Origin of the sequence: Streptomyces sp. PA03-6a, assembly GCF_033792765.1 — a bacterium.
Lineage (GTDB): Bacteria > Actinomycetota > Actinomycetes > Streptomycetales > Streptomycetaceae > Actinacidiphila.
Genome location: NZ_JARAVK010000079.1, coordinates 1 through 21,300, shown reverse-complemented (window position 1 = coordinate 21,300; position 21,300 = coordinate 1). Strand labels below are relative to the sequence as shown.

Annotated in this window: 23 protein-coding genes; 17 read left to right on the top strand and 6 right to left on the bottom strand. The window is 71.3% G+C overall.

Features of this window, described 5'->3' with window-relative positions; genetic code table 11:
* Positions 1–31: 31 nt before the first annotated feature.
* The 11 genes from PV350_RS20255 (at position 32) to PV350_RS20205 (ending at position 9,848) form a co-directional block, all read left to right on the top strand.
* Complete coding sequence (locus tag PV350_RS20255; protein WP_499514035.1) at positions 32–1,339, top strand: MraY family glycosyltransferase; 1,308 nt, start codon at positions 32–34, stop codon at positions 1,337–1,339.
* A gap of 255 nt (positions 1,340–1,594) precedes the next feature.
* Positions 1,595–2,008, top strand: coding sequence for a Cg1360 family ATP-synthase-associated protein (locus PV350_RS20250; protein ID WP_499514036.1), 414 nt, complete (start codon positions 1,595–1,597; stop codon positions 2,006–2,008).
* Positions 2,009–2,218: 210 nt separating this feature from the next.
* Entirely contained in the window at positions 2,219–3,049 is an 831-nt protein-coding gene (gene atpB / locus PV350_RS20245) for a F0F1 ATP synthase subunit A (RefSeq protein ID WP_431965728.1), read from the top strand.
* A gap of 78 nt (positions 3,050–3,127) precedes the next feature.
* On the top strand, positions 3,128–3,370 hold the full coding sequence (gene atpE, locus PV350_RS20240) for an ATP synthase F0 subunit C (RefSeq protein WP_018563527.1): 243 nt from the start codon (positions 3,128–3,130) through the stop codon (positions 3,368–3,370).
* Positions 3,371–3,414: 44 nt separating this feature from the next.
* The gene (locus tag PV350_RS20235; RefSeq protein WP_018563526.1) at positions 3,415–3,960 is read left to right on the top strand and encodes a F0F1 ATP synthase subunit B; all 546 of its coding nucleotides are present in this window, start codon (positions 3,415–3,417) and stop codon (positions 3,958–3,960) included.
* The gene (locus PV350_RS20230) at positions 3,957–4,772 is read left to right on the top strand and encodes a F0F1 ATP synthase subunit delta (RefSeq protein ID WP_499514037.1); all 816 of its coding nucleotides are present in this window, start codon (positions 3,957–3,959) and stop codon (positions 4,770–4,772) included. The genes PV350_RS20235 and PV350_RS20230 overlap by 4 nt, the downstream gene beginning before the upstream one ends.
* Before the next feature lie 89 nt (positions 4,773–4,861).
* Positions 4,862–6,433, top strand: a complete 1,572-nt coding sequence (atpA, locus tag PV350_RS20225; protein WP_499514038.1) for a F0F1 ATP synthase subunit alpha — start codon at positions 4,862–4,864, stop codon at positions 6,431–6,433.
* Between the two features lie 2 nt (positions 6,434–6,435).
* Complete coding sequence (locus PV350_RS20220; protein ID WP_499514039.1) at positions 6,436–7,353, top strand: F0F1 ATP synthase subunit gamma; 918 nt, start codon at positions 6,436–6,438, stop codon at positions 7,351–7,353.
* 2 nt (positions 7,354–7,355) lie between these two features.
* On the top strand, positions 7,356–8,798 hold the full coding sequence (gene atpD, locus PV350_RS20215; protein WP_499514040.1) for a F0F1 ATP synthase subunit beta: 1,443 nt from the start codon (positions 7,356–7,358) through the stop codon (positions 8,796–8,798).
* A 123-nt stretch (positions 8,799–8,921) separates the two neighbouring features.
* Complete coding sequence (locus PV350_RS20210; protein ID WP_499516949.1) at positions 8,922–9,302, top strand: F0F1 ATP synthase subunit epsilon; 381 nt, start codon at positions 8,922–8,924, stop codon at positions 9,300–9,302.
* Positions 9,303–9,401: 99 nt separating this feature from the next.
* Positions 9,402–9,848: a DUF2550 domain-containing protein gene (locus tag PV350_RS20205; RefSeq protein ID WP_499514041.1), complete on the top strand. Its 447-nt coding sequence runs from the start codon at positions 9,402–9,404 to the stop codon at positions 9,846–9,848.
* A gap of 46 nt (positions 9,849–9,894) precedes the next feature.
* On the opposite strand, the gene PV350_RS20200 is transcribed toward PV350_RS20205, so the two are convergent.
* Together PV350_RS20200 and PV350_RS20195 are read right to left on the bottom strand one after the other, a co-directional pair.
* Positions 9,895–10,545 (bottom strand): response regulator, encoded by a 651-nt coding sequence (locus tag PV350_RS20200; RefSeq protein ID WP_499514042.1) that lies wholly within the window; start codon positions 10,543–10,545, stop codon positions 9,895–9,897.
* Positions 10,542–11,744 carry a sensor histidine kinase gene (locus PV350_RS20195; protein ID WP_500335201.1) on the bottom strand — a complete coding sequence of 401 codons (1,203 nt, stop codon included), beginning with the start codon at positions 11,742–11,744 and terminating at the stop codon, positions 10,542–10,544. Before PV350_RS20195 ends, PV350_RS20200 begins: the two co-directional genes overlap by 4 nt.
* A 135-nt stretch (positions 11,745–11,879) precedes the next feature.
* Between PV350_RS20195 and PV350_RS20190 the strand changes: the two genes are divergently transcribed.
* Positions 11,880–12,431 (top strand): hypothetical protein, encoded by a 552-nt coding sequence (locus PV350_RS20190; RefSeq protein ID WP_500335199.1) that lies wholly within the window; start codon positions 11,880–11,882, stop codon positions 12,429–12,431.
* Between the two features lie 10 nt (positions 12,432–12,441).
* Here PV350_RS20190 and PV350_RS20185 read toward each other — a convergent pair whose 3' ends face one another.
* Positions 12,442–13,014, bottom strand: a complete 573-nt coding sequence (locus PV350_RS20185) for a cob(I)yrinic acid a,c-diamide adenosyltransferase (RefSeq protein WP_499514045.1) — start codon at positions 13,012–13,014, stop codon at positions 12,442–12,444.
* 241 nt (positions 13,015–13,255) lie between these two features.
* On the opposite strand from PV350_RS20185, the gene PV350_RS20180 reads away from it, so the two are divergent.
* The 3 genes from PV350_RS20180 to PV350_RS20170 all read left to right on the top strand — a co-directional run bounded on the left by PV350_RS20180 (position 13,256) and on the right by PV350_RS20170 (position 17,422).
* Complete coding sequence (locus tag PV350_RS20180) at positions 13,256–14,104, top strand: 3-hydroxyacyl-CoA dehydrogenase family protein (protein ID WP_499514046.1); 849 nt, start codon at positions 13,256–13,258, stop codon at positions 14,102–14,104.
* A 189-nt stretch (positions 14,105–14,293) separates the two neighbouring features.
* A complete protein-coding gene (locus PV350_RS20175; protein WP_018563514.1) occupies positions 14,294–14,617 on the top strand; it encodes an STAS domain-containing protein in 324 nt (107 codons plus the stop codon).
* A gap of 222 nt (positions 14,618–14,839) precedes the next feature.
* The gene (locus PV350_RS20170) at positions 14,840–17,422 is read left to right on the top strand and encodes an ATP-binding protein (RefSeq protein WP_500335196.1); all 2,583 of its coding nucleotides are present in this window, start codon (positions 14,840–14,842) and stop codon (positions 17,420–17,422) included.
* Positions 17,423–17,510: 88 nt separating this feature from the next.
* On the opposite strand, the gene nucS is transcribed toward PV350_RS20170, so the two are convergent.
* Entirely contained in the window at positions 17,511–18,173 is a 663-nt protein-coding gene (gene nucS / locus PV350_RS20165; protein ID WP_499514048.1) for an endonuclease, read from the bottom strand.
* Between the two features lie 186 nt (positions 18,174–18,359).
* Here nucS and PV350_RS20160 point away from each other — a divergent pair, with 186 nt between their 5' ends.
* Positions 18,360–18,752 (top strand): SCO5389 family protein, encoded by a 393-nt coding sequence (locus PV350_RS20160; protein WP_018563511.1) that lies wholly within the window; start codon positions 18,360–18,362, stop codon positions 18,750–18,752.
* Between the two features lie 53 nt (positions 18,753–18,805).
* Here the strand turns inward: PV350_RS20160 and PV350_RS20155 are convergent, their stop codons facing one another.
* Complete coding sequence (locus PV350_RS20155; RefSeq protein ID WP_499514049.1) at positions 18,806–19,831, bottom strand: LLM class flavin-dependent oxidoreductase; 1,026 nt, start codon at positions 19,829–19,831, stop codon at positions 18,806–18,808.
* A gap of 214 nt (positions 19,832–20,045) precedes the next feature.
* Here PV350_RS20155 and PV350_RS20150 point away from each other — a divergent pair, with 214 nt between their 5' ends.
* The gene (locus tag PV350_RS20150) at positions 20,046–20,369 is read left to right on the top strand and encodes an Rv1322 family protein (protein ID WP_499514050.1); all 324 of its coding nucleotides are present in this window, start codon (positions 20,046–20,048) and stop codon (positions 20,367–20,369) included.
* A 31-nt stretch (positions 20,370–20,400) separates the two neighbouring features.
* Here PV350_RS20150 and PV350_RS20145 read toward each other — a convergent pair whose 3' ends face one another.
* The gene (locus tag PV350_RS20145) at positions 20,401–21,270 is read right to left on the bottom strand and encodes an ABC transporter permease (RefSeq protein ID WP_499514051.1); all 870 of its coding nucleotides are present in this window, start codon (positions 21,268–21,270) and stop codon (positions 20,401–20,403) included.
* Between the last annotated feature and the right edge of the window lie 30 nt (positions 21,271–21,300).

Genomic DNA, 21,300 nt, shown 5'->3' with positions numbered 1-21,300 from the left:
GTCGCCACCCGGACGCGAATAGGGTGTGGCCGTGCGCGAGTACCTCTTGACCCTCTGCGTGGCAGCCGCCGTGACCTACCTCCTCACGGGGCCGGTGCGGAAGTTCGCCATCGCGGCGGGCGCCATGCCCGAGATCCGTGATCGTGACGTCCACCGCGAACCCACGCCACGCCTCGGCGGCATCGCCATGTTCGGCGGTCTGTGCGCGGGCCTGCTGGTGGCGGCCCACCTGACCAACCTCAAGAGCGTCTTCGAGCTCTCCAACGAGCCACGGGCACTGCTCTCCGGCGCCGGGCTGATCTGGCTGCTGGGCGTGCTGGACGACAAGTGGGGCGTGGACGCGCTGATCAAGCTGGGCGCGCAGATGATCGCGGCCGGCGTGATGGTGCTGCAGGGTCTGACCGTGCTGTGGCTGCCCATCCCGGGCAAGGGCATCGTCGCGCTCACACCGGTGCAGTCGACCCTGCTGACCGTGGCCCTGGTCGTGATCACGATCAACGCGGTGAACTTCGTCGACGGACTCGACGGACTCGCGTCCGGAATGGTGTGCATCGCCGCGATCGCGTTCTTCATGTACGCGTACCGCATCTGGTACGGATACGGCATCGAGGCCGCCGCCCCGGCGACGCTGTTCAGCGCGATCCTCATCGGGATGTGCCTGGGCTTCCTGCCGCACAACTTCCACCCCGCGCGGATCTTCATGGGCGACTCGGGCTCGATGCTGATCGGCCTGGTGCTGGCCTCCGGCGCCATCTCCATCACCGGTCAGACCGACCCCGACGCCATCACCAACCTCACCGGCTCGACCCGGGACACCACGCACTTCATGGTGCCGGTCTACATGCCGCTGCTGCTGCCGCTGACGCTCATCGCGATCCCGGCGGCCGACCTGGTGCTGGCCATCGTGCGCCGTACCTGGAACGGGCAGTCGCCGTTCGCCGCCGACCGCGGCCACCTCCACCACCGGCTGCTGGACATCGGCCACTCGCACAGCCGGGCCGTGTGGATCATGTACTTCTGGTCCGCGCTGATCTCCTTCGGCGCGGTCGCCTTCTCGGTCAACTCCTCCAGCCTGTGGATCGTCCTGGGCATCGTGATGCTGAGCGCCATGGGACTGATCGCCCTGCTCATGCCGCGCTTCCGGCCCCGGGCCCCGCGCTGGGCCGAGGCGTTCGTCCCGCCGCGCTACCGCCGTACCCGGGTGGAGGCCGCGCAGGCGGCGCACGCCGCCGCGGCGGCCACGATCGCCGCGGGGGAGGCCCCCGGCGTCAACGGCGCGACCGCGCTCAGCGCACGGTCCCTGGTGGACGCCGGACGGAGCGCGGGCACCCGTCCGTAGGCCGGCCGCGCGATAGCACAGCCGTGGTGCGGCGTCAGGTAGGCGCCACACCGGTTACTCCTTCCGTGTGACAGGTCACACACGAACCGGGTAAAGACCTCATCAAATAGTTTGTGATACCGTTCACGAGAACCCGGAATCAAGCCGAAAGACCCTAGTGCGATGGTCTTCCGGCGTGAGGCATGTCCTCGCGGCCGGGCTACCCTCGTCCTCGACGACCCCTGTACCCCCAACCTCGCCGGAGGAGCTGCCGCCATGCAGTCCAACGACGTCCGAACGCTCCTGAACTGCGCCGTGCCCGCCGCTGCCGCGGGGGTGATCGCGGTGGCTGTGTCCGGCATGCTCGCGGGCGGCAAGGGCGCGATCGGCGCGGGCTTCGGCGCGGTGGTGGTGATCGTGTTCATGGGAATCGGTCTGACGGTGCTTCAGCGCACCGCCCGTTCCTACCCGACGCTGTTCCAGGCGATGGGCCTGATGCTCTACACCGTGCAGCTGCTGCTCCTGGCCATCGTGCTGGCCGTGTTCAAGCACACGACGCTGTTCGACACCCAGGTGTTCGCCTTCACCCTGCTCGGTACGACCCTGGTGTGGATCGCCGCCCAGGCCCGTGCTCATATGAAGACCAAGATGCTGTACGTGGAGCCCGGATCCGCCGGAACTCCGTCGTGAACAGCAGGGCCGGTGCGGGCGAAGTTCCGCTCGTTTGCTATCGTCCGGTCTCAACTGCGGCAGAGCTGGCGCGGGTGGCAGTCATGCCTTCGCAACAGCCCTTCGGCTCAGCGCCCACCCGCCGCCCCCACATCCGTAAGACCAGTCCAGTGCCGTTCCGTGGCCACGTGCCGCGCCGACACGTAGAGGTTGCCGTACCTATGCGTCACGCTGAAGGAGCTCTCGGTGAGTGATGTAACGACGCTCGCCTTCGAGACGAACTGCCACATCTTCGACGGGTGCGGCTTCCCGGCCCCCGGCCTGCACTCCTTCCTCTTCAAGCCGTTGATCGGCGACGCGGACAGCAGCGCCTACTTCAACAAGACGATGCTGCTGGCGCTGCTGGGCAGCATCGTGATCGTCGGCTTCTTCTGGGCTGCCTTCGCCAAGCCGAAGATCGTCCCCGGCAAGCTGCAGATGGTCGCCGAGGCCGGCTACGACTTCGTGCGCCGCGGGATCGTCTACGAGACGATCGGCAAGCGTGACGGCGAGAAGTACGTGCCCTTCATGGTGGCGCTGTTCTTCTTCGTCTGGATCATGAACCTGTGGTCGATCGTGCCGATCGCCCAGTTCCCCGTCACGGCGATCATCAGCTACCCGGCCGCGCTGGCCGCGATCGTCTACGTCACGTGGATGTCGCTGACCTTCAAGAAGCACGGCTTCGTCGGCGGCTGGAAGAACATCACCGGCTACGACAAGAACCTCGGCGCGGTCCTGCCGATGGTCGTCGGCCTGGAGTTCCTCTCCAACGTGATCGTCCGGCCGTTCACGCACGCGGTGCGACTGTTCGCCAACATGTTCGCGGGTCACGTCCTGCTGCTGCTGTTCACCATCGCCAGCTGGTACCTGCTCAACGGGATCGGCATCGCCTACGCCGGTGTCTCGTTCGTGATGGTCATCGTGATGACCGCCTTCGAGCTCTTCATCCAGGCCGTCCAGGCGTACGTCTTCGTGCTGCTGGCCTGCTCCTACGTCCAGGGCGCGCTCGCCGAGCACCACTGAGCACCCGCGCGACGCACAGCCCCCCGATTGTCCGGTGGCCAACCCCCACCGGTCCGTGAAAGAGAAGGAAGAAACAGCATGTCCGCTGTGAACCTCGCCGCCACCCAGATCCTCGGCAACCTGGGCTCCATCGGCTACGGCCTCGCGGCCATCGGCCCCGGCGTCGGCATCGGCATCATCTTCGGCAACGGTACGCAGGCCCTCGCCCGCCAGCCCGAGGCCGCCGGCCTGATCCGCGCCAACCAGATCCTCGGCTTCGCCTTCTGTGAGGCGCTCGCGCTGATCGGTCTGGTCATGCCGTTCGTCTACCCGACCTCCTGAGTCCGGGCTGACGAGACCAACCCCTTTCGACGGAAGGCACTGATGTGAACGCCCTGGCACAGCTGGCGGCCGAGGAGGCGGAGAACCCCCTCATCCCGCCGATCCCAGAGCTCGTCATCGGTCTCATCGCCTTCGCCATCGTCTTCTTCTTCCTCGCCAAGAAGCTCCTCCCGAACATCAACAAGGTTCTGGACGAGCGGCGCGAGGCCATCGAGGGCGGCATGGAGAAGGCCGAGGCCGCACAGGCCGAGGCTCAGCGGACCCTCGAGGAGTACAAGCAGTCGCTCTCCGAGGCCCGCCACGAGGCCGCGCGTCTGCGCCAGGAGGCGCAGGAGCAGGGCGCCGCGCTCATCGCCGAGATGCGTGCGGAAGGCCAGCGGCAGCGTGAGGAGATCATCGCCGCCGGTCACGCCCAGATCGAGGCCGACCGCCGGTCCGCCGCGCACGCCCTGCGCCAGGACGTCGGCAAGCTCGCCACCGACCTGGCCGGCAAGATCGTCGGTGAGTCCCTCGAGGACACCGCCCGCCAGAGCCGCGTGATCGACCGCTTCCTCGACGAGCTCGAGGAGAAGGCCGAGGCCGCGCGATGAACGGAGCGAGCCGCGAGGCACTGGCCACCGCGCGCGAGCGCCTCGACGCGCTGGCGGACAACACGTCCGTCGACGCGGCGAAGCTCGCCGAGGAGCTGGCCGCCGTCACGGGGCTGCTCGACCGCGAGGGTTCGCTGCGCCGCGCCTTGACCGACCCCGCGCAGCCGGGAGAGGCCAAGGCGGGTCTGGCGCAGGCGGTCCTCGGCGGGCAGATCGGCGGCGAGACGTCCGACCTGGTCGCGGGCATGGTCCGCAGCCGCTGGTCGCAGTCGCGTGATCTGACCGACGCGCTGGAGGAGCTGTCCTACGGCGCCGACCTGATCGCCGCGGAGCGTGCGGGCGTCCTCGACGACGTCGAGGACGAGCTGTTCCGCTTCGGCCGCATCGTCTCCGGCAGCAGCGAGCTGCGGGCGGCGCTGACCGACCGTGCCGCGGGGACCCAGGCGAAGGCGGCCCTGCTGCACTCGCTGCTGGGCGGCCGCGCCAACCCGGTCACCGAGCGGATCGTGGTCCGTCTCGTGACCCACCCGCGAGGCCGTAGCCTGGAGGCAGGGATCGACGCCCTGTCCAAGCTGGCGGCGACGCGCCGTAACCGCACGGTTGCGGTCGTGGTCTCGGCGGTTCCGCTGAGCGACCGGCAGAAGCAGCGCCTCGGCGCCGCGCTGGCCACGATCTACGGCCGGCAGGTGCACCTGAACCTCGACGTGGACCCCGCGGTCCGCGGCGGCATCTCGGTTCGGGTCGGCGACGAGGTCATCGACGGGACCATCGCGGACCGCCTCGAAGAGGCGAGTCGGCGGATGGCCGGCTGAACCAGCCACCAACTCAAAGAGCAGTACCAGCGGCCCGAGTTGGGCCGTAGCGAATACTTCGGGCCCAACAAGGAGAGCAGGGAACCCAGATGGCGGAGCTCACGATCCGGCCGGAGGAGATCCGGGACGCGCTGGAGAACTTCGTCCAGTCGTACAAGCCGGACGCGGCCTCGCGCGAGGAGGTCGGAACGGTCAGCCTGGCCGGCGACGGTATCGCCAAGGTCGAGGGTCTGCCCTCGGTCATGGCGAACGAGCTGCTGAAGTTCGAGGACGGCACCCTCGGTCTCGCCCTCAACCTCGAGGAGCGCGAGATCGGTGCGATCGTCCTCGGCGAGTTCAGCGGCATCGAGGAGGGCCAGCCGGTGCAGCGCACCGGTGAGGTGCTCTCCGTCGCGGTCGGCGAGGGATACCTGGGTCGCGTCGTCGACCCGCTCGGCAACCCGATCGACGGCCTCGGCGAGATCGAGACCGACGGCCGCCGCGCCCTGGAGCTCCAGGCTCCCGGCGTCATGGCCCGTAAGTCCGTGCACGAGCCGATGCAGACCGGCCTCAAGGCCGTCGACGCGATGACCCCGATCGGCCGCGGTCAGCGTCAGCTGATCATCGGCGACCGCCAGACCGGCAAGACCGCCCTGGCGATCGACACGATCATCAACCAGCGTGACAACTGGCGTTCCGGCGACCCCAAGAAGCAGGTCCGCTGCATCTACGTCGCCATCGGCCAGAAGGGCTCCACCATCGCCGGCGTGCGCGCCGCGCTGGAGGAGGCCGGCGCCCTGGAGTACACCACGATCGTGGCGGCCCCGGCGTCCGACCCGGCCGGCTTCAAGTACCTGGCCCCGTACACCGGCTCGGCCATCGGCCAGCACTGGATGTACGACGGCAAGCACGTCCTGATCGTCTTCGACGACCTGTCCAAGCAGGCCGACGCCTACCGCGCCGTCTCCCTGCTGCTGCGCCGCCCGCCGGGCCGTGAGGCCTACCCGGGTGACGTCTTCTACCTGCACTCCCGCCTGCTGGAGCGCTGCGCCAAGCTCTCCGACGAGCTGGGCGCCGGCTCGATGACCGGTCTGCCGGTCGTCGAGACCAAGGCCAACGACGTCTCGGCGTTCATCCCGACCAACGTCATCTCCATCACCGACGGCCAGTGCTTCCTGGAGTCCGACCTGTTCAACGCGGGCCAGCGCCCGGCACTGAACGTCGGCATCTCGGTCTCCCGAGTCGGTGGCTCGGCGCAGATCAAGGCCATGAAGTCGGTCGCCGGCCGACTGCGCGTGGACCTCGCCCAGTACCGCGAGCTGGAGGCGTTCGCCGCCTTCGGTTCCGACCTGGACGCGGCCTCCAAGGCGCAGCTGGAGCGCGGCAAGCGCATGGTCGAGCTGCTGAAGCAGGGCCAGTACGCCCCGTTCCCGATCGAGGACCAGGTCGTCTCCATCTGGGCCGGCACCACCGGCAAGCTGGACGACGTGCCCGTCGAGGACATCCGCCGCTTCGAGCGCGAGCTGCTGGACTACCTCCGCCGCGAGAAGAAGGACCTCCTGCTGAGCATCGCCGAGACCGGCAAGCTCGGCGACGACACGGTCGAGGCCCTGACCGACGCGGTCGTGGAGTTCAAGAAGCAGTTCGAGACCTCGGACGGCAAGCTGCTGGGTGAGGGCTGAGCATGGGCGCCCAGCTTCGGGTATACAAGCGCCGCATCAAGTCCGTCACCGCGACCAAGAAGATCACGAAGGCGATGGAGATGATCTCCGCGTCCCGGATCGTCAAGGCCCAGCGCCAGGTACACGCCTCGTCCCCGTACGCCGACGAACTCACCCGCGCGGTGGCCGCGGTCGCGACCGGTTCGAACACGAACCACCCGCTGACCACGGAGACCGAGAACCCGACGCGCGCCGCGGTGCTGCTCATCACGAGCGACCGCGGTCTGGCCGGCGGCTACTCGTCCAACGCGATCAAGGCCGCCGACCGGCTCACCGAGCAGCTGCGCTCGGAGGGCAAGGAGGTCGTCCACTACATCGTCGGCCGCAAGGGCGTGGCGTACTACGGCTTCCGTGAGCGCGCGATCGAGGACTCGTGGACCGGGTTCACCGACAAGCCGACGTACGCGGACGCCAAGTCGGTCGCCGACCCGCTGATCGAGGTGGTCCTCAAGGACACCGCCGAGGGCGGCGTGGACGAACTGCACATCATCTTCACGGAGTTCGTGTCGATGCTGACGCAGGCGCCGGTGGAGAAGCGGCTGCTGCCGCTCTCGCTCGTCGACGCCACCGGTGGCGAGGCCCGCAAGGAGGGGGAGATCCTCCCCCTGTACGACTTCGAGCCGTCGGCTGAGGGCGTCCTGGACGCACTGCTGCCGCGGTACGTCGAGAGCCGGATCTACAACGCGCTGCTGCAGGGTGCCGCTTCCGAGCACGCCGCCCGCCGCCGCGCGATGAAGTCGGCGACTGACAACGCCGAGGAGCTCATCAAGACGCTCACGCGGCTTGCCAACCAGGCCCGCCAGGCCGAAATCACCCAGGAAATCAGCGAGATCGTCGGTGGCTCCAGCGCCCTGGCCGACGCGTCTGCGGGGAGTGACTAATCATGACCACCACTGTTGAGACGGCCGCTGCCACGGGCCGCGTCGCCCGGGTCATCGGCCCGGTCGTCGACGTGGAGTTCCCCGTCGACGCCATGCCGGAGATCTACAACGCCCTCACCGTCGAGGTCGCCGACCCGGCCGAGGCCGGCAAGAAGAAGACGCTGACCCTCGAGGTCGCCCAGCACCTGGGCGACGGCGTGGTCCGCGCGATCTCGATGCAGCCCACCGACGGTCTGGTCCGCCAGGCCTCGGTGACCGACACGGGCACGGGCATCACCGTCCCCGTCGGCGACTTCACCAAGGGCAAGGTGTTCAACACCCTCGGCGAGGTGCTGAACGTCCCCGAGGAGAACGCCAACGTCGGCGAGCGCTGGACGATCCACCGCAAGGCGCCGAAGTTCGAGGACCTCGAGTCCAAGACCGAGATGTTCGAGACCGGCCTGAAGGTCGTCGACCTGCTGACCCCGTACGTCAAGGGCGGCAAGATCGGTCTGTTCGGCGGCGCCGGTGTCGGCAAGACCGTCCTCATCCAGGAAATGATCATGCGTGTGGCGAAGCTGCACGAGGGCGTTTCCGTGTTCGCCGGCGTCGGCGAGCGCACCCGTGAGGGCAACGACCTGATCCAGGAGATGGAGGAGTCCGGCGTCCTGGACAAGACCGCCCTGGTCTTCGGCCAGATGGACGAGCCCCCGGGCACCCGTCTGCGCGTGGCGCTGGCCGGTCTGACCATGGCGGAGTACTTCCGCGATGTGCAGAAGCAGGACGTGCTGTTCTTCATCGACAACATCTTCCGCTTCACCCAGGCCGGTTCCGAGGTCTCCACGCTGCTCGGCCGCATGCCCTCCGCGGTGGGTTACCAGCCGAACCTCGCGGACGAGATGGGCCTCCTCCAGGAGCGCATCACCTCGACCCGTGGTCACTCGATCACCTCGATGCAGGCGATCTACGTCCCCGCGGACGACCTGACCGACCCGGCGCCGGCGACCACCTTCGCCCACCTGGACGCGACGACCGTTCTGTCCCGTCCGATCTCGGAGAAGGGCATCTACCCGGCGGTGGACCCGCTGGACTCGACGTCCCGCATCCTGGACCCCCGCTACATCGCGGCGGACCACTACGAGTGCGCCATGCGCGTCAAGGGGATCCTGCAGAAGTACAAGGACCTCCAGGACATCATCGCGATCCTCGGTATCGACGAACTGGGCGAGGAGGACAAGCTCACCGTCCACCGCGCCCGCCGCATCGAGCGCTTCCTGTCGCAGAACACCCACGCGGCGAAGCAGTTCACCGGCATCGACGGCTCCGACGTCCCGCTGGACGAGTCGATCTCCGCGTTCAACGCCATCGCCGACGGAAAGTACGACCACTTCCCTGAGCAGGCGTTCTTCATGTGCGGTGGCATCGAGGACCTCGAGCGCAACGCCCGCGAGCTCGGCGTCAGCTGACGCCCGTCGCCTGACGGCTCACCGTGGCAGGGGGCGGACCCTGTGTCCGCCCCCTTGCCGCACCCCCGTTATCCTTTGTTTTATGCACCCGCCGGACGGCGGTGGGTGCCGACCCGAGGAGCCATCTTGGCTGAGCTGCACGTCGAGCTGGTCGCAGCGGACCGCAGTGTCTGGTCCGGCGAGGCCACACTTGTCGTCGCACGCACCGAGTCCGGCGACATCGGCGTCATGCCGAACCACGAGCCGCTGCTGGGCGTGCTCCAGTCCGGTCCGGTGACGATCCGCACCAGCGAGGGCGGCACCGTCGTCGCCGCGGTGCACGGCGGTTTCATCTCCTTCGCGGACAACAAGCTGTCGGTGCTCGCGGAGATCGCCGAGCTCGCCGACGAGATCGACGTCCAGCGTGCGGAGCGGGCTCTGGAGCGTGCGAAGGCCGACGCCGACGCCGCCAGTGAGCGCCGCGCCGAGGTCCGGCTGATCGCCGCGACCAGCGGGTCGCGCTGAGCACCCGGCCCACCGGGCCATGAGCCGCGGGAGGCCCGTGAGGGTGTCCCGCGGCTGCAGTATCCCTATTCGTGACACGGAGCGAGGAGGTCGGTGGGCGTGATCCTCGCTTTTCAGGTGTGCGGGGCCCTGGTGGCGGTGGCGCTGCTGGGGCTGTTCGTTTTCGGGCTGCGGCGCCGGCTGATCCAGCGGCCCGGCGGCACGTTCGACTGCAGCCTGCGGATGCCGCCCACCGGCGCCGGCGAACCCTCCGGCAAGGGCTGGGCGTACGGTGTCGCCCGCTACAGCGGTGACCGGATCGAGTGGTTCCGGGTCTTCTCGTACGCGCCCCGGCCGCGCCGGGTGCTGGAACGCTCCGCCATCGAGGTGCTGCACCGCCGCGTCCCGGAGGGGCAGGAGGAGCTGGCGCTCCTCTCCGACTCCGTCATCCTGGTCTGCGAGCACCGCGGCACCCGTCTGGAACTCGCCATGAGCGACGACGCCCTCACCGGCTTCCTCGCCTGGCTCGAGGCCGCCCCTCCCGGCCAGCGCGTGAACGTGGCCTGACAGTCTTTCCCCCCCGCTGGTTGGGGGTCCCCCGGTCCCGCCGGCCCTAGGGCCGTACGGACAGCCCCCATTCCTGCGCGAGCACCGCGGCCTGCACGCGGCTGCGCAGCTCCAGCTTGGCCAGCATGCGGCTGACGTGCGTCTTCGCCGTGGCCTCCGCCATCTCCAGCCGCGCCGCGATCTCCGCGTTGGACAGGCCCTCGCCCACGCAGACCAGCACCTCCCGCTCCCGTGGCGTCAGCGCGCCGAGCACGGCGTGGTCGGGCGCCGGGCGCGGCCGAGGGCGGGCGAACTCGCCGATCAGCCGGCGGGTCACCGCGGGCGCGATCATCCCCTCGCCGCGGGCCACCAGTCGTACGCCCTCGATCAGCCGGTCCGCCTCGGTGTCCTTCAGCAGGAATCCCGCGGCGCCCGCCCGCAGCGCCCCGAAGACGTACTCGTCCAGGTCGAAGGTGGTGAGGACGAGCACGTCCGCCAGCCGCTCCGCGACGATCTCCCGGGTCGCGGCGACCCCGTCCAGCCTGGGCATCTGGAGGTCCATGAGGATCACGTCCGGGCGCAGCTCACGGGCGACGCGGACCGCGGCCTCCCCGTCGGCGGCCTCGCCGACCACCTCGATGTCCGGCACCGAGCCCAGGATCAGCACCAGCCCCGCCCGTACCGCGGCCTGGTCCTCGGCGACGACCACCCGGATCATGCGTTCCCCTTCATGGGCAGTACCGCCCGTACCCGCCATGTCGTGCCCTCCCGGCCCGCCTCGAAGGTGCCGCCCAGCAGCTCGGCGCGTTCCCGCATCCCGATCAGGCCGCTGCCGGAGCCGGGGGCCCGGGGGTCCGGCCGGTGCCCCGGGCCGCCGATCCGGCAGGGGCTCGCCACGGTCACCGTCAGCGCCTCGGCCTCCTGCTCCAGCATGACGGGCACCTCGCCGGGCGCCGCGTGCTTCAGGACGTTGGTCAAGGACTCCTGCACGATCCGGTAGGCCGCCAGCTCCACCGGCGCGGGCAGCGCGGCGGCGCCCTCGGGGCGCCCGTCGCGCAGTACGAAGGCCGAGTGCGGGGCCGCCGCGCGCATCTGCTCCAGGAGCGCGTCCAGGCCGGCCAGCCGCGGGACGGGGGCCGGTTCCCCGTCCTCGCCCGCCGAGTCGCGCAGCAGCCCGATGAGCCGGCGCATCTCGGACAGGCCCTCGACGCTGTTCTCGCGGATCACCCCCAGCGCCTCGCGGGCCGGGCCCTCGTGGCGGTCCAGGGACAGCGCGGCGGTGGAGTGGATGGCGATCGCGGAGAGGTGGCCCGCCACCATGTCGTGCAGTTCGCGGGCCATCCGGGCCCGCTCGCGGCCCACCGCCTCCCGGCGGTCCAGCTCCGCGAGGAGCGCGGTCTGCTCCGCGCGCAGCCGTTCGTGGGCGGCCTCGTCGCGGTGCCGCCGCACCACCACGCCGGTCCAGGCGGGGGCGACCGAGACCAGGGCACCGACCACACCGATCAGCAGGGACTCGGCGACCGGGTGCACCGCCACGGCGGTGGCGGTGAGCGCGGCCGTGCCGAGCACGCTGACGACCGGCACGACCCGGGTCAGCCGCTTCGGCCCGTACAGGACGGCGGCGTACACGAGGTCGGTGAACATCAGCACGGTCACCAGCAGCGAGCCGATCACGAAGTCCGCGCCGAAGGTGAGCGCGCCGAGGACGATCGCGACGCGGGGCGCGGTCCGCCGCAGCAGTTCGCATCCGGCCATGACCACCAGCGGGAGCAGCGGCAGCCAGCGGTGGTCGCCCGCCGGATGGTTCCCGGAGTGGGTGTACAGCCCGAACGCCCACATCGCGAGGCCGCCCGCGAGGCCCGACACGGCGATCAGCACGTCGTCGCGAGGCGGGCGCCGGGCGGCGGTGGTCGTCATGGACCCATCCCAGCACGCGGCGCGGACCGTGCGCGTCGGCCGGTGGTCGGACCCGGCGCGTACACCGAAGGATGCAGCCGGGTCTCATCAGCGCCGACGACGCGCCCCACGGCGGCCGCGGGGGAGCCTTGCGGCATGTGGGTGACCCTGATCGCCGGGTGCGAGATCGCCTTCTGGGTGCTGCTCGGCGCCGGGCTCGCGGTGCGCTACCTGCTGCGCCGGCCTCGGGCCGGCGCAGCGCTGCTGGTGTGCGTGCCCCTGGTGGACCTGCTGCTGCTGGCCGCGGCGGTGGCCGACCTGGGCGACGGTGGCACGGCCGCCGCCCGGCACGGCCTGGCCGCCGCGTACGTCGGCTTCTCCGCCGGCTACGGCCACGGCGTCGTCCGCTGGGCCGACGCACGCTTCGCGCACCGCTTCGCGGGGGGCCCCGAGCCGTCGCCGGCACCGAAGTACGGCAGGGCCCGGGCCCTGCGCGAGTGGCGGCTGCTCGGCCGCACCGCGGTGTCCGCCGCGGTCGCGGCCACGCTGCTGCAACTGGCCGTCTGGCTCGTCGCGGACGCCGGACGCACGGCCGCCCTGCGGGAGTGGCAGGTGCGGATGGCGGCGACGGCCGGGATCCACGCGGTCGTCGCGGCGAGCTACACGCTGTGGCCCAAGCGGGGGCCGGCCGCCGCGCCGCGCACCTGAGCGGGCGGGGTCAGCGGTTCTCGCCGGGCACCCACAGCACGTCGCCGACCTCCTTGTTGGCCGTACGGGCCAGGATGAACAGCAGGTCGGACAGCCGGTTGAGGTAGGTGGCGGTGAGCGGGTTCATCGTCCCGCCGTGCTCCTCCAGCGCGGTCCACGTGGACCGCTCGGCGCGGCGGACGACCGTGCACGCCTGGTGGAGCAGCGCGGCGCCCGGGGTGCCGCCCGGCAGGATGAAGCTGCGCAGCTTCTCCAGTTCCTCCAGGAAGCGGTCGCAGTCCGCCTCCAGCCGGTCCACGTAGGTCTGCTCGACGCGCAGCGGCGGGTACTTGGGGTCGGGGACGACGGGCGTCGCGAGGTCGGCGCCGACGTCGAAGAGGTCGTTCTGGACCCGTACGAGGACGGACACGACCTCCTGCGGGAGCGCGCCGAGGGCGATCGCCACGCCGATCGCCGCGTTCGCCTCATTGGCGTCCGCGTAGGCCGAGATGCGGCTGTCGGTCTTGGCCGTACGGCTCATGTCGCCGAGGGCGGTGGTGCCGTCGTCCCCGGTCCGCGTGTAGATGCGCGTCAGATTGACCATGTGTCGAGCGTAGTCAGACCGCGCCCGGGGCGCGCCCCGCGACGGGCCCGCGGCGCGGGGAGCGGATGCGGACTCCGGGGGCGGTCCCGGTCAAACTGGACGCGGTGCGCCCGCAACTGGGCGCCGGGGCCCTCAACTGTGCGACGAAGGACACAGGGTGACCCGGCTCTCTTCCTGCTGCGCTCGGCTGTGAAGCGACGTTAAGGTCCCGGCAACAGCATCGAGAAGATAGGTGTGTGCCGTGGCGAAGAAGCTCGCCGTCATCGGAGCCGGCCTGATGGGCTCCGGTATCGCGCAGGTGTCCGCACAGGCGGGTTACGAGGTCGTCCTGCGTGACATCACGGACGAGGCGCTGGCCAGGGGCAAGGGCGGGATCGAGGCGTCCTACGAGAAGTTCGTCGCCAAGGGCAAGCTCACCGCGCAGGACGCGGCCGCCGCGCTCGCGCGCATCACCACCACCACCGACCTGGACGCGGCCGCCGACGCCGACATCGTCGTCGAGGCCGTCTTCGAGAAGATCGAGGTCAAGCAGGAGATCTTCCGCGCGCTGGACAAGATCGCCAAGGCGGACGCGGTGCTGGCCTCCAACACCTCCGCCATCCCGATCACCAAGATCGCGGCGGTGACGGAGCGCCCGGAGAGCGTGGTGGGCACCCACTTCTTCTCGCCGGTCCCGCTCATGCAGCTGTGCGAGCTGGTCCGCGGCTACAAGACCGGCGACGCGACCCTGGCGCGCGCCAAGGCCTTCGCCGAGGAGATCGGCAAGACGACCATCGTCGTCAACCGGGACGTGGCCGGCTTCGTCACCACCCGGCTGATCGCGGCGCTCGTCGTCGAGGCCACCAAGCTCTACGAGTCGGGCGTCGCCACGGCCGAGGACATCGACATCGCCTGCAAGCTCGGTTTCGGCCACGCGATGGGCCCGCTGGCGACCGCCGACCTCACCGGCGTCGACATCCTGCTGCACGCCGCCGACAACATCTACACCGAGTCCCAGGACGAGAAGTTCGCCCCGCCGGAGCTCATGCGGCGCATGGTCGACGCGGGCGCGCTCGGCCGCAAGAGCGGCGAGGGCTTCTACCGCTACTGACGGAGCGTCAACCGGAAGGGCCCGGTCCGGTGCGGATGGCCGGAGGACTGGGCCCCTCGGACCCCTCCTGTCACTCGCAAGGGTGAATTCGGTATCGGTTCGCTCACAGACGGCAACCTCTTCGTACGACGGACCGTCAGTTACGTAGAACCACGGCAGTTCCACCCATTCACTCCACGGGGAGGCGTAATGCACATCAGGGGCGATCACGCCGAGCTGGTCGTCGGGGGCCGCCTCGACGTCCGCACCGCGGCGGACGCCCGCAAGGTCCTGCACAGCGCCGTGGACGGCGGCCACGGCGACCTCGTGCTCGACCTGACCGAACTCGACTCGTGGGACGCGACGGGTCTGGGGGTCATCATGGGGGCGCACCGCCGCTGCGGCCGGGCCGACCGGCGCCTGGTCCTGCGGGGCGTGCCCGCGCAGATGCAGCGCCTGCTGGTCGCCACCCGGCTGCACCGCATCCTGGTCATCGAGGGGGGAATCGCGGCAGAAGCACTGCCGCGGACCTAGCGCACCCACCGGGCGCGCCGATACGGAAGCGGCAACCCCGGACAGATTCGGACGCAAGGGCGGCATCGCCGCCCTGGGCTTCGCACATGCTGCGGGAAGGTTTAGGGTTCGGTTCCGGCGTGCCTCAACCCCGTACGCCGAGGAGGGGAGCCGGACCGGTCCCACGGCGCGACCACGGGCCCGGTGGGGCCCTGCTGCGACGCTTATGGGGGGCGGAGACTAATGGACCCACACGGACCCGACATGACCGGTGACGAGTACGGCGCACAACAGGACTCCACGGGCTTTGCCGACGCGACATCGGCCGGCGGCGCGGAGGACGGCACCGCGCCGACCCCGCGCGTCGGCCGGCCGCCGCGCGACCCGCTCGCCCTCGAGGTCGGGGCGGGAACGGGGGACAGCGACGCGCCACGCGTCGTCGAACTCCTCGTGGGCGACTGCAGGCTGACCCTCAACCCCGTCGACGGCAGCGAGGTCAGCTCCCTCGCCCCCGGCGACCTGCCCGCACCCGTACGGCGCACCGCGGAGGAACGCGCCGCGCTGACCGCCGCCGCCCGGCCGACGGTGCCGCCGGGGCCACGCGCCCCCGAGCTCCCGCTGCTGGAGCGCGAGGAGGAGCGCAAGCGCCTGGTGCGGCTGCTCTCCCGGGGCCGTTCGGTGCGCGTCACCGGGCCCTCCGGCGCCGGCCGCAGCGTGCTGCTCGACGCGGTGGCCCGGGCCTGCGAGGACCTCGCCCCCGACGGCGTGATCCGGCTCTCCGGCTACCGGCGGACCCCCAGCGACCTGCTGCAGGAGCTCTTCGCCACCGTCTACGACACCGAGGACTACCGCCCCGACCGCAGCCGCCTGCTGGAGCTGCTGCGCGACATCGGCGGGGTCGTCGTCCTGGACGACCTGGAGTTCGGCGGCGCCTCCCTGGAGGAACTGCTCGCGGCGGCGCCCGAGTGCGCCTTCCTGGTGTCCGCGACGCCCGACGTGCCGTCCCCCGCAAGCGACTCCCTGGTCGAAGAGGTCTTCCTCCCCGGACTGCCCCGGGTCGCCTGCCTGGAACTGCTGGAGCTCTCCGCGGGCCGCCCCCTGGTGGAGGAGGAGACCGCCTGGGCGGCCGACCTGTGGTTCGAGTCCGAGGGTCTGCCGCTGCGCTTCGTCCAGGCCGGTGCGCTGCTGCGGCAGCGCGACGCGCTCGGGGCGGAGATCCTCGCGGCCGACGAGTCCGTGTGGGGCGACGTGGACGCGACGGACGAACTTTCCGTCGACGCGCCCTTCGGCACCGAGCCGGGCGCGTCGGCCTCGCACGTCCCGCTGCCCTCGCTCGCCGAGAGCGCCGCGCCCGCCGCCCTGCTCGCCTCCCGCCTCGGCGCCTCGGCGCAGGAGGCGCTGCGCTTCGCGGTGGCCCTGGGCGGCGAGTGCCCGCACCAGGCGCACCTGCCGGCGCTCGTCGGCGACACCCACGGAGACGCCGCGCTCGGCGAGATCGTGGCCGTCGGGCTCGCCGTCCCCGTCGCGGCGCACCACCGCCTGGCGGCCGGTGTGAGCCGCCAACTGGCCCTGGTGGACGGACTGGCCGCGGAGGCCGCTGCCGAGGGCTCACCGCAGGCGCTGGCCGCCGCCCAGCACTACGCCTGGTGGGCCGGGCACCCCTCCGTCACCCCGAAGCGCGTCGCCGCCGAGGCGGAGGCCATCCTTGGCGCCCTGAGCGCCGCCCGTGACGGCGGGCACACCAGCGCGGCGGTGCTCCTGGCCCGTACGGTGGCGCCCGTCCTTGCGGCCGCCATGCACTGGAGCGCGTGGGAGCGTGCGCTGCGCGTCGGCCAGGAGGCCGCCCGGCTCGCCGGGGAGGTGGCCGAGGAGGCGTACTTCCTCCACGAACTCGGCGTCCTGGCGCTGTGCCTCGGCAACCTGGACCGGGCCCGCAGCGAACTGGAGGCCTCGATAGCCCTGCGCGGCGCCCTCGCGGACCGCCAGGGGACCACGGTGGGGCGCCGCACCCTCGCGCTCGTCGTGGACCGCGCGGGCGGTCCTGTGCCCGGCACGGGCCTCGCCGGCGTCGAGACCCCGGCGGCGGGCACCGACATGTCCGAGGCGCCCACGACGATCATCGGCAAGCGCCTGGCCGCGGCGGCCGCCGCCCCGCGCCGGATCGCCCTCACCGGTTCCCGCCGCAACCTCGTCGCCGTCGGCGCGGGAGCTCTGCTGGCCGCCGTCCTCGGCACCGTCGTCACCCTTGGCACGACGGCCTCCGGCGGTGACCAGAACACACCCATGAACGTCAAGCCGGTCGAGTCCGCCCAGGAGGACGACGCGGACGACGGCTTCCCGGCCGAGGACGCCCCGAGCCCCGGCTCCAGCCGGCGGCCCAGCCCCTCCGCGAGCGGCACCGACGCCGCGACGGCGCCGGGCGCCCCGGCAGGCGGCACTGGCGGCGTCGGGTCCGTTTCCGGTGGCGACTCCGGCGGCACCGACGGCGGGGCCGCCGGGGGTTCCTCGGCGGGCGGTGGCTCGGCCACCGGCGGCGGCTCGGGCGGTGGTTCGCACGGCGGTGGCTCGGGCGGCAACACGAGCGGGGGAGGGAGCACGGGCGGCGGCCACACAGGCGGCACGGGCGACCCGACCGACGGCGGCCCCAGCGGGACCCCGTCGACGACGCCGAGCGACACGGGCTCGCCCACACCCACCCCGAGCGACACGGGCACCGACGGCGGCTCCGAGGACGGCGGCACCTCCGCCAGCGCGAGCGCGCCCGAGAGTTCCAGCATGGGCCCCGATCTGCCCGGCGCTCCTGGCGCCCCGGGCACGATCGCCTGACCGGCGCCCGTCATGGCGCGGCCGCGGTGGTCAGCCGACCGCCGGGCCGCGCCGTGGTGCTTTCCCGCGGCCGCGCTGGGACCTGGCGTCAGAAGAGGCGGAGCTTGTCGTCCTCGATGCCGCGCAGCGCGTCGTAGTCGAGGACGACGCAGTCGATGCCGCGGTCCGTGGCGAGGACGCGCGCCTGCGGCTTGATCTCCTGGGCCGCGAAGACGCCCTTCACGGGCGCCAGCAGGGGGTCCCGGTTGAGGAGTTCGAGGTAGCGGGTGAGCTGCTCGACGCCGTCGATCTCGCCGCGGCGCTTGATCTCGACGGCGACGGTCGTGCCGGACGCGTCCCGGCCCAGGATGTCCACCGGGCCGATGGCCGTCGGGTACTCGCGGCGGACGAGGCTCCAGCCCTCCCCGAGCACCTCCATGCGGTCGGCCAGCAGCTCCTGGAGGTGGGCCTCGACGCCGTCCTTGATCAGGCCGGGGTCGACCCCGAGTTCGTGCGTGGAGTCGTGCAGCACGTCCTCGATGGTGATGATCAGCTGCTCGCCGGCCTTGTTGGTGACCGTCCAGACCCCGTCCTCACCCTCCTTGAGCGTGCAGGGCGGCGACATCCAGTTCAGCGGCTTGTAGGCACGGTCGTCGGCGTGGACGGAGACGCTGCCGTCGGCCTTGACCAGGAGCAGCCTGGTGGCCGACGGCAGATGGGCGGAGAGCCGGCCCGCGTAGTCCACGGAGCAACGGGCGATGACGAGACGCATGGTCGGCAACGTTACTCGCTACCGGGCGCGGTCGGAAAATGGCCTGTTGTGAGCGCTCGCGCCTAGTGTCATGGGACCTCGCCGCCTACGGTTGTGGGTGGAAGCCGTCGCGCGGGAGAACTCTGGGCGGCTTCTCTCCGTAGTCCGTCTGACTCCTCGGACAGGGGGGTCACGAGAGGAGTACTCATGTCGCTCGACGTCTCACCGGCCCTCCTCGAACAGGCCGAGCGAGGCGAGGTCGACGAACGGGAATTCGTCGACTGCGTCCGGACTTCCCTGCCTTACGCATGGGACATGATCAGCTCTCTGGCGGCACAACTCAAGGTGGACGGCGGCGAGTTCGCCGACAACCAGGTACCTCCGCCGGACGAGCACGCACGCGGGCAGCTGCTCCGCGCCCTGGCGAGTGACGCGATACGGGGGGCCCTGCAGCGGCACTTCGGGGTCCGGCTGGCGTTCCAGAACTGCCACCGGGTCGCGGTGTTCCCGCTGGACCCGGCGGTCGACGGGCGTTACGCCACCTTCACCTCCGTACGCGCACAGCTGCTGAACCAGTCCCCGGAGCTGCGGGACTGCTGAACCGGGCAGGGTGCTCCCGCCGTTGGTCGCACCACTGCTCTTTGATGTTTCAATCAGGCCAATTGCGGGAGCACTTCGCTGCCGAGCCGCGCCACGTTCTCCTCGGTGGCCGCGAGATCGCCGGAGCCCTCGACGAGCAGGGCGAAGCGGCTGATGCCGGTCCGCTCGGCGGTGGCCGCCAGCCGGTCGGCGCACAGCGCGGGCGGGCCCACGGGGTGGAGGTCGCAGAGCAGTTCGGTGTAGGCGAGCGGATCGCGCATCGTCCGGGGCCGGCCGTCGACCGTGCGGTGCGCGGCGAGGCCCCGCTGGAGCCAGCCGGGCATCGCCTTGGTGAGGGTCTCCACCGCGTCCGCGCGGCGGTCCGCGATCTGTACCACGCCCGCGGAGACATGTTCCGCCGTGGCCACCATTTCGGGTGAAAGCCCCGCATCGCGCGCCTCGGCCTGCCACATTGCGACCATGGCAGCTTTGTCCTCGTCGCCGCAGTGCATGCCGAGCAGCATCGGCAGACCCCTGCGTGCCGCGAGCCGGACGCTGCCCGGCGAGGTGCAGGCGACGACGACCGGCGGCCCGCCGGGCTCCTCGAACTCGTCCGCCCGCGGCACGACGTCGACCTCGCGGAAGGCGAATCGTTCACCCGAGGCCCCCACGCGCGGCTCCCGGAGCCAGCGCAGCAGCAGGTCCAGCGACTCGGGGAAACCCTTCTCGAAGGCGGCGAGTCCGGCGCCGAAGACCTCCAGGTCCACCCAGGGGCCGCCGCGGCCCACGCCCAGCGTGAAACGGCCGCCCGAGGCGATGTGCAGCAGCGCCGCCTGCTCGCCGAGCGCCACGGGGTGCGCGGTCGGCAGGACACTCACGGCCGTACCGATCCCGATCCGGTGCGTCCTGCCCAGCAGCAGCGCGGCGAGCGTCACGGCCGACGGGCACACGCCGTACGGCACGAAGTGGTGCTCCGCCAGCCATACGGAGTCCAGCCCGGCCTTCTCCGCCGCCTCTGCGGACCGCACCGCGCGGTGCAGCGCCTCCCCCGGTCCCTGCCCCGGGAACTGGGCGGCGAGGACGAAAGTACCGACACGCATCGTGCTTCACACCTTCCTCGGTGGCCGACACGGCTCCCCTACTGGCACTAACGCCTGACACGTGCCAAAGGCACGGTCCGCGCACCGCGATTTCATGATTTTCGCGGTGATGGCCGGAATGGGGGGTTCCCCGACCGGGTACCCGGCACGGTCCGCGCTACGCGTACGCTGGTTGGCGGTCCCGAGTCCCCCGAACCGCATGAGGTGTGTGCCCGTGTCCCCGCGCCGAAACCGCCCCCGAGGCGCCGCCGGCAGAGCCGAGGAGCGTCCCGAGGCCGGACCGGCCAGGGGCCCGGAGCGTGTGGAGAGCTGGCAGGGCGAGCAGTGGACCGTCCGCCAGCTGAGCGGGAGTCCGGGGGGCAAGCACTACCGCTGCCCCGGTTGCGACCAGGAGATCCCGCCGGGCGTCGGGCACCTGGTGGCCTGGCCGGAGCACGGCGGCGTGGAGGACCGGCGCCACTGGCACACCGCCTGCTGGAACGCCAGGGACCGCCGGAGCGCACGGCTCCAGCGGTCCCGGAACGCCCCCCGGTACTGACCGCGGGGCGGAAGCTGCCCGGTGACCCGGGTCAGACGTCGCGCTTGGCGAGCGCCGCGTAGGCCGCGCCCAGGGCGACGGCCGTGATGATCGCGAGCCCGATCAACTGGCGCACGCCGTCGGCGTCGCCGTTCTCCAGCATCGGCATCTGGTAGAGCGAGGCGATGGCGTTGGGGGAGGAGTACTCGATCAGCTTCTCCTGCACCTTGCGGAGGCTGTCCGACTGCATGAAGATCGCGATGATCAGCGGCAGCAGGACCACGCCCATCATCGTGGTGATCGCGCCCGCGGAGTGCCGCAGCAGCGCGCCCACGGCCAGCGAGAGCAGCCCGAGCAGCGCCACGTACAGGCCGACGCCGACGGTGGCGCCCAGCCACTGGGTGCCGCTGGCGGTGGTGAGGCCGTCCTCGATGACGAGCCGGGCGCCCACGAAGGTGTCGTCGCCCACCGACCTGCCGCCGAAGGTGGCGTAGTTCATCAGCGCGGTGAGCGCGCAGGCCACGGTGGTGACGGTGAAGGTCAGCGCGAAGAAGACGATCGCCTTCGCGGTGAGCACCCGGCCGCGCTGCGGGCACGCGGTGAGGGTCGTGCGGATCATGCCCGTGCCGTACTCGGAGCTGATCACCAGCACGCCGAGGGTCATGACGCAGAGCTGGCCGAGGAGCACCCCGAACAGGCCGAAGCCGAGCACCGGGTCGGAGACGTTCTCGGTCGAGCCCAGGCCGACGACGAGCAGGTTGATGCCGAGGATCAGCAGCAGCATGACGCCGAGCGTCCACAGCGTGGAGCGCACCGTACGGATCTTGGTCCACTCGGACTTCAGCGCGTGGCCGAGGTGGGTCCTGTGCACCGGGACGGTGGAGGAGAACTGCGGAGCCGGGCTGTAGACGGGGGCGGTCATCGGGCGTCCTCGACGGGCTGGGTCGGCTGC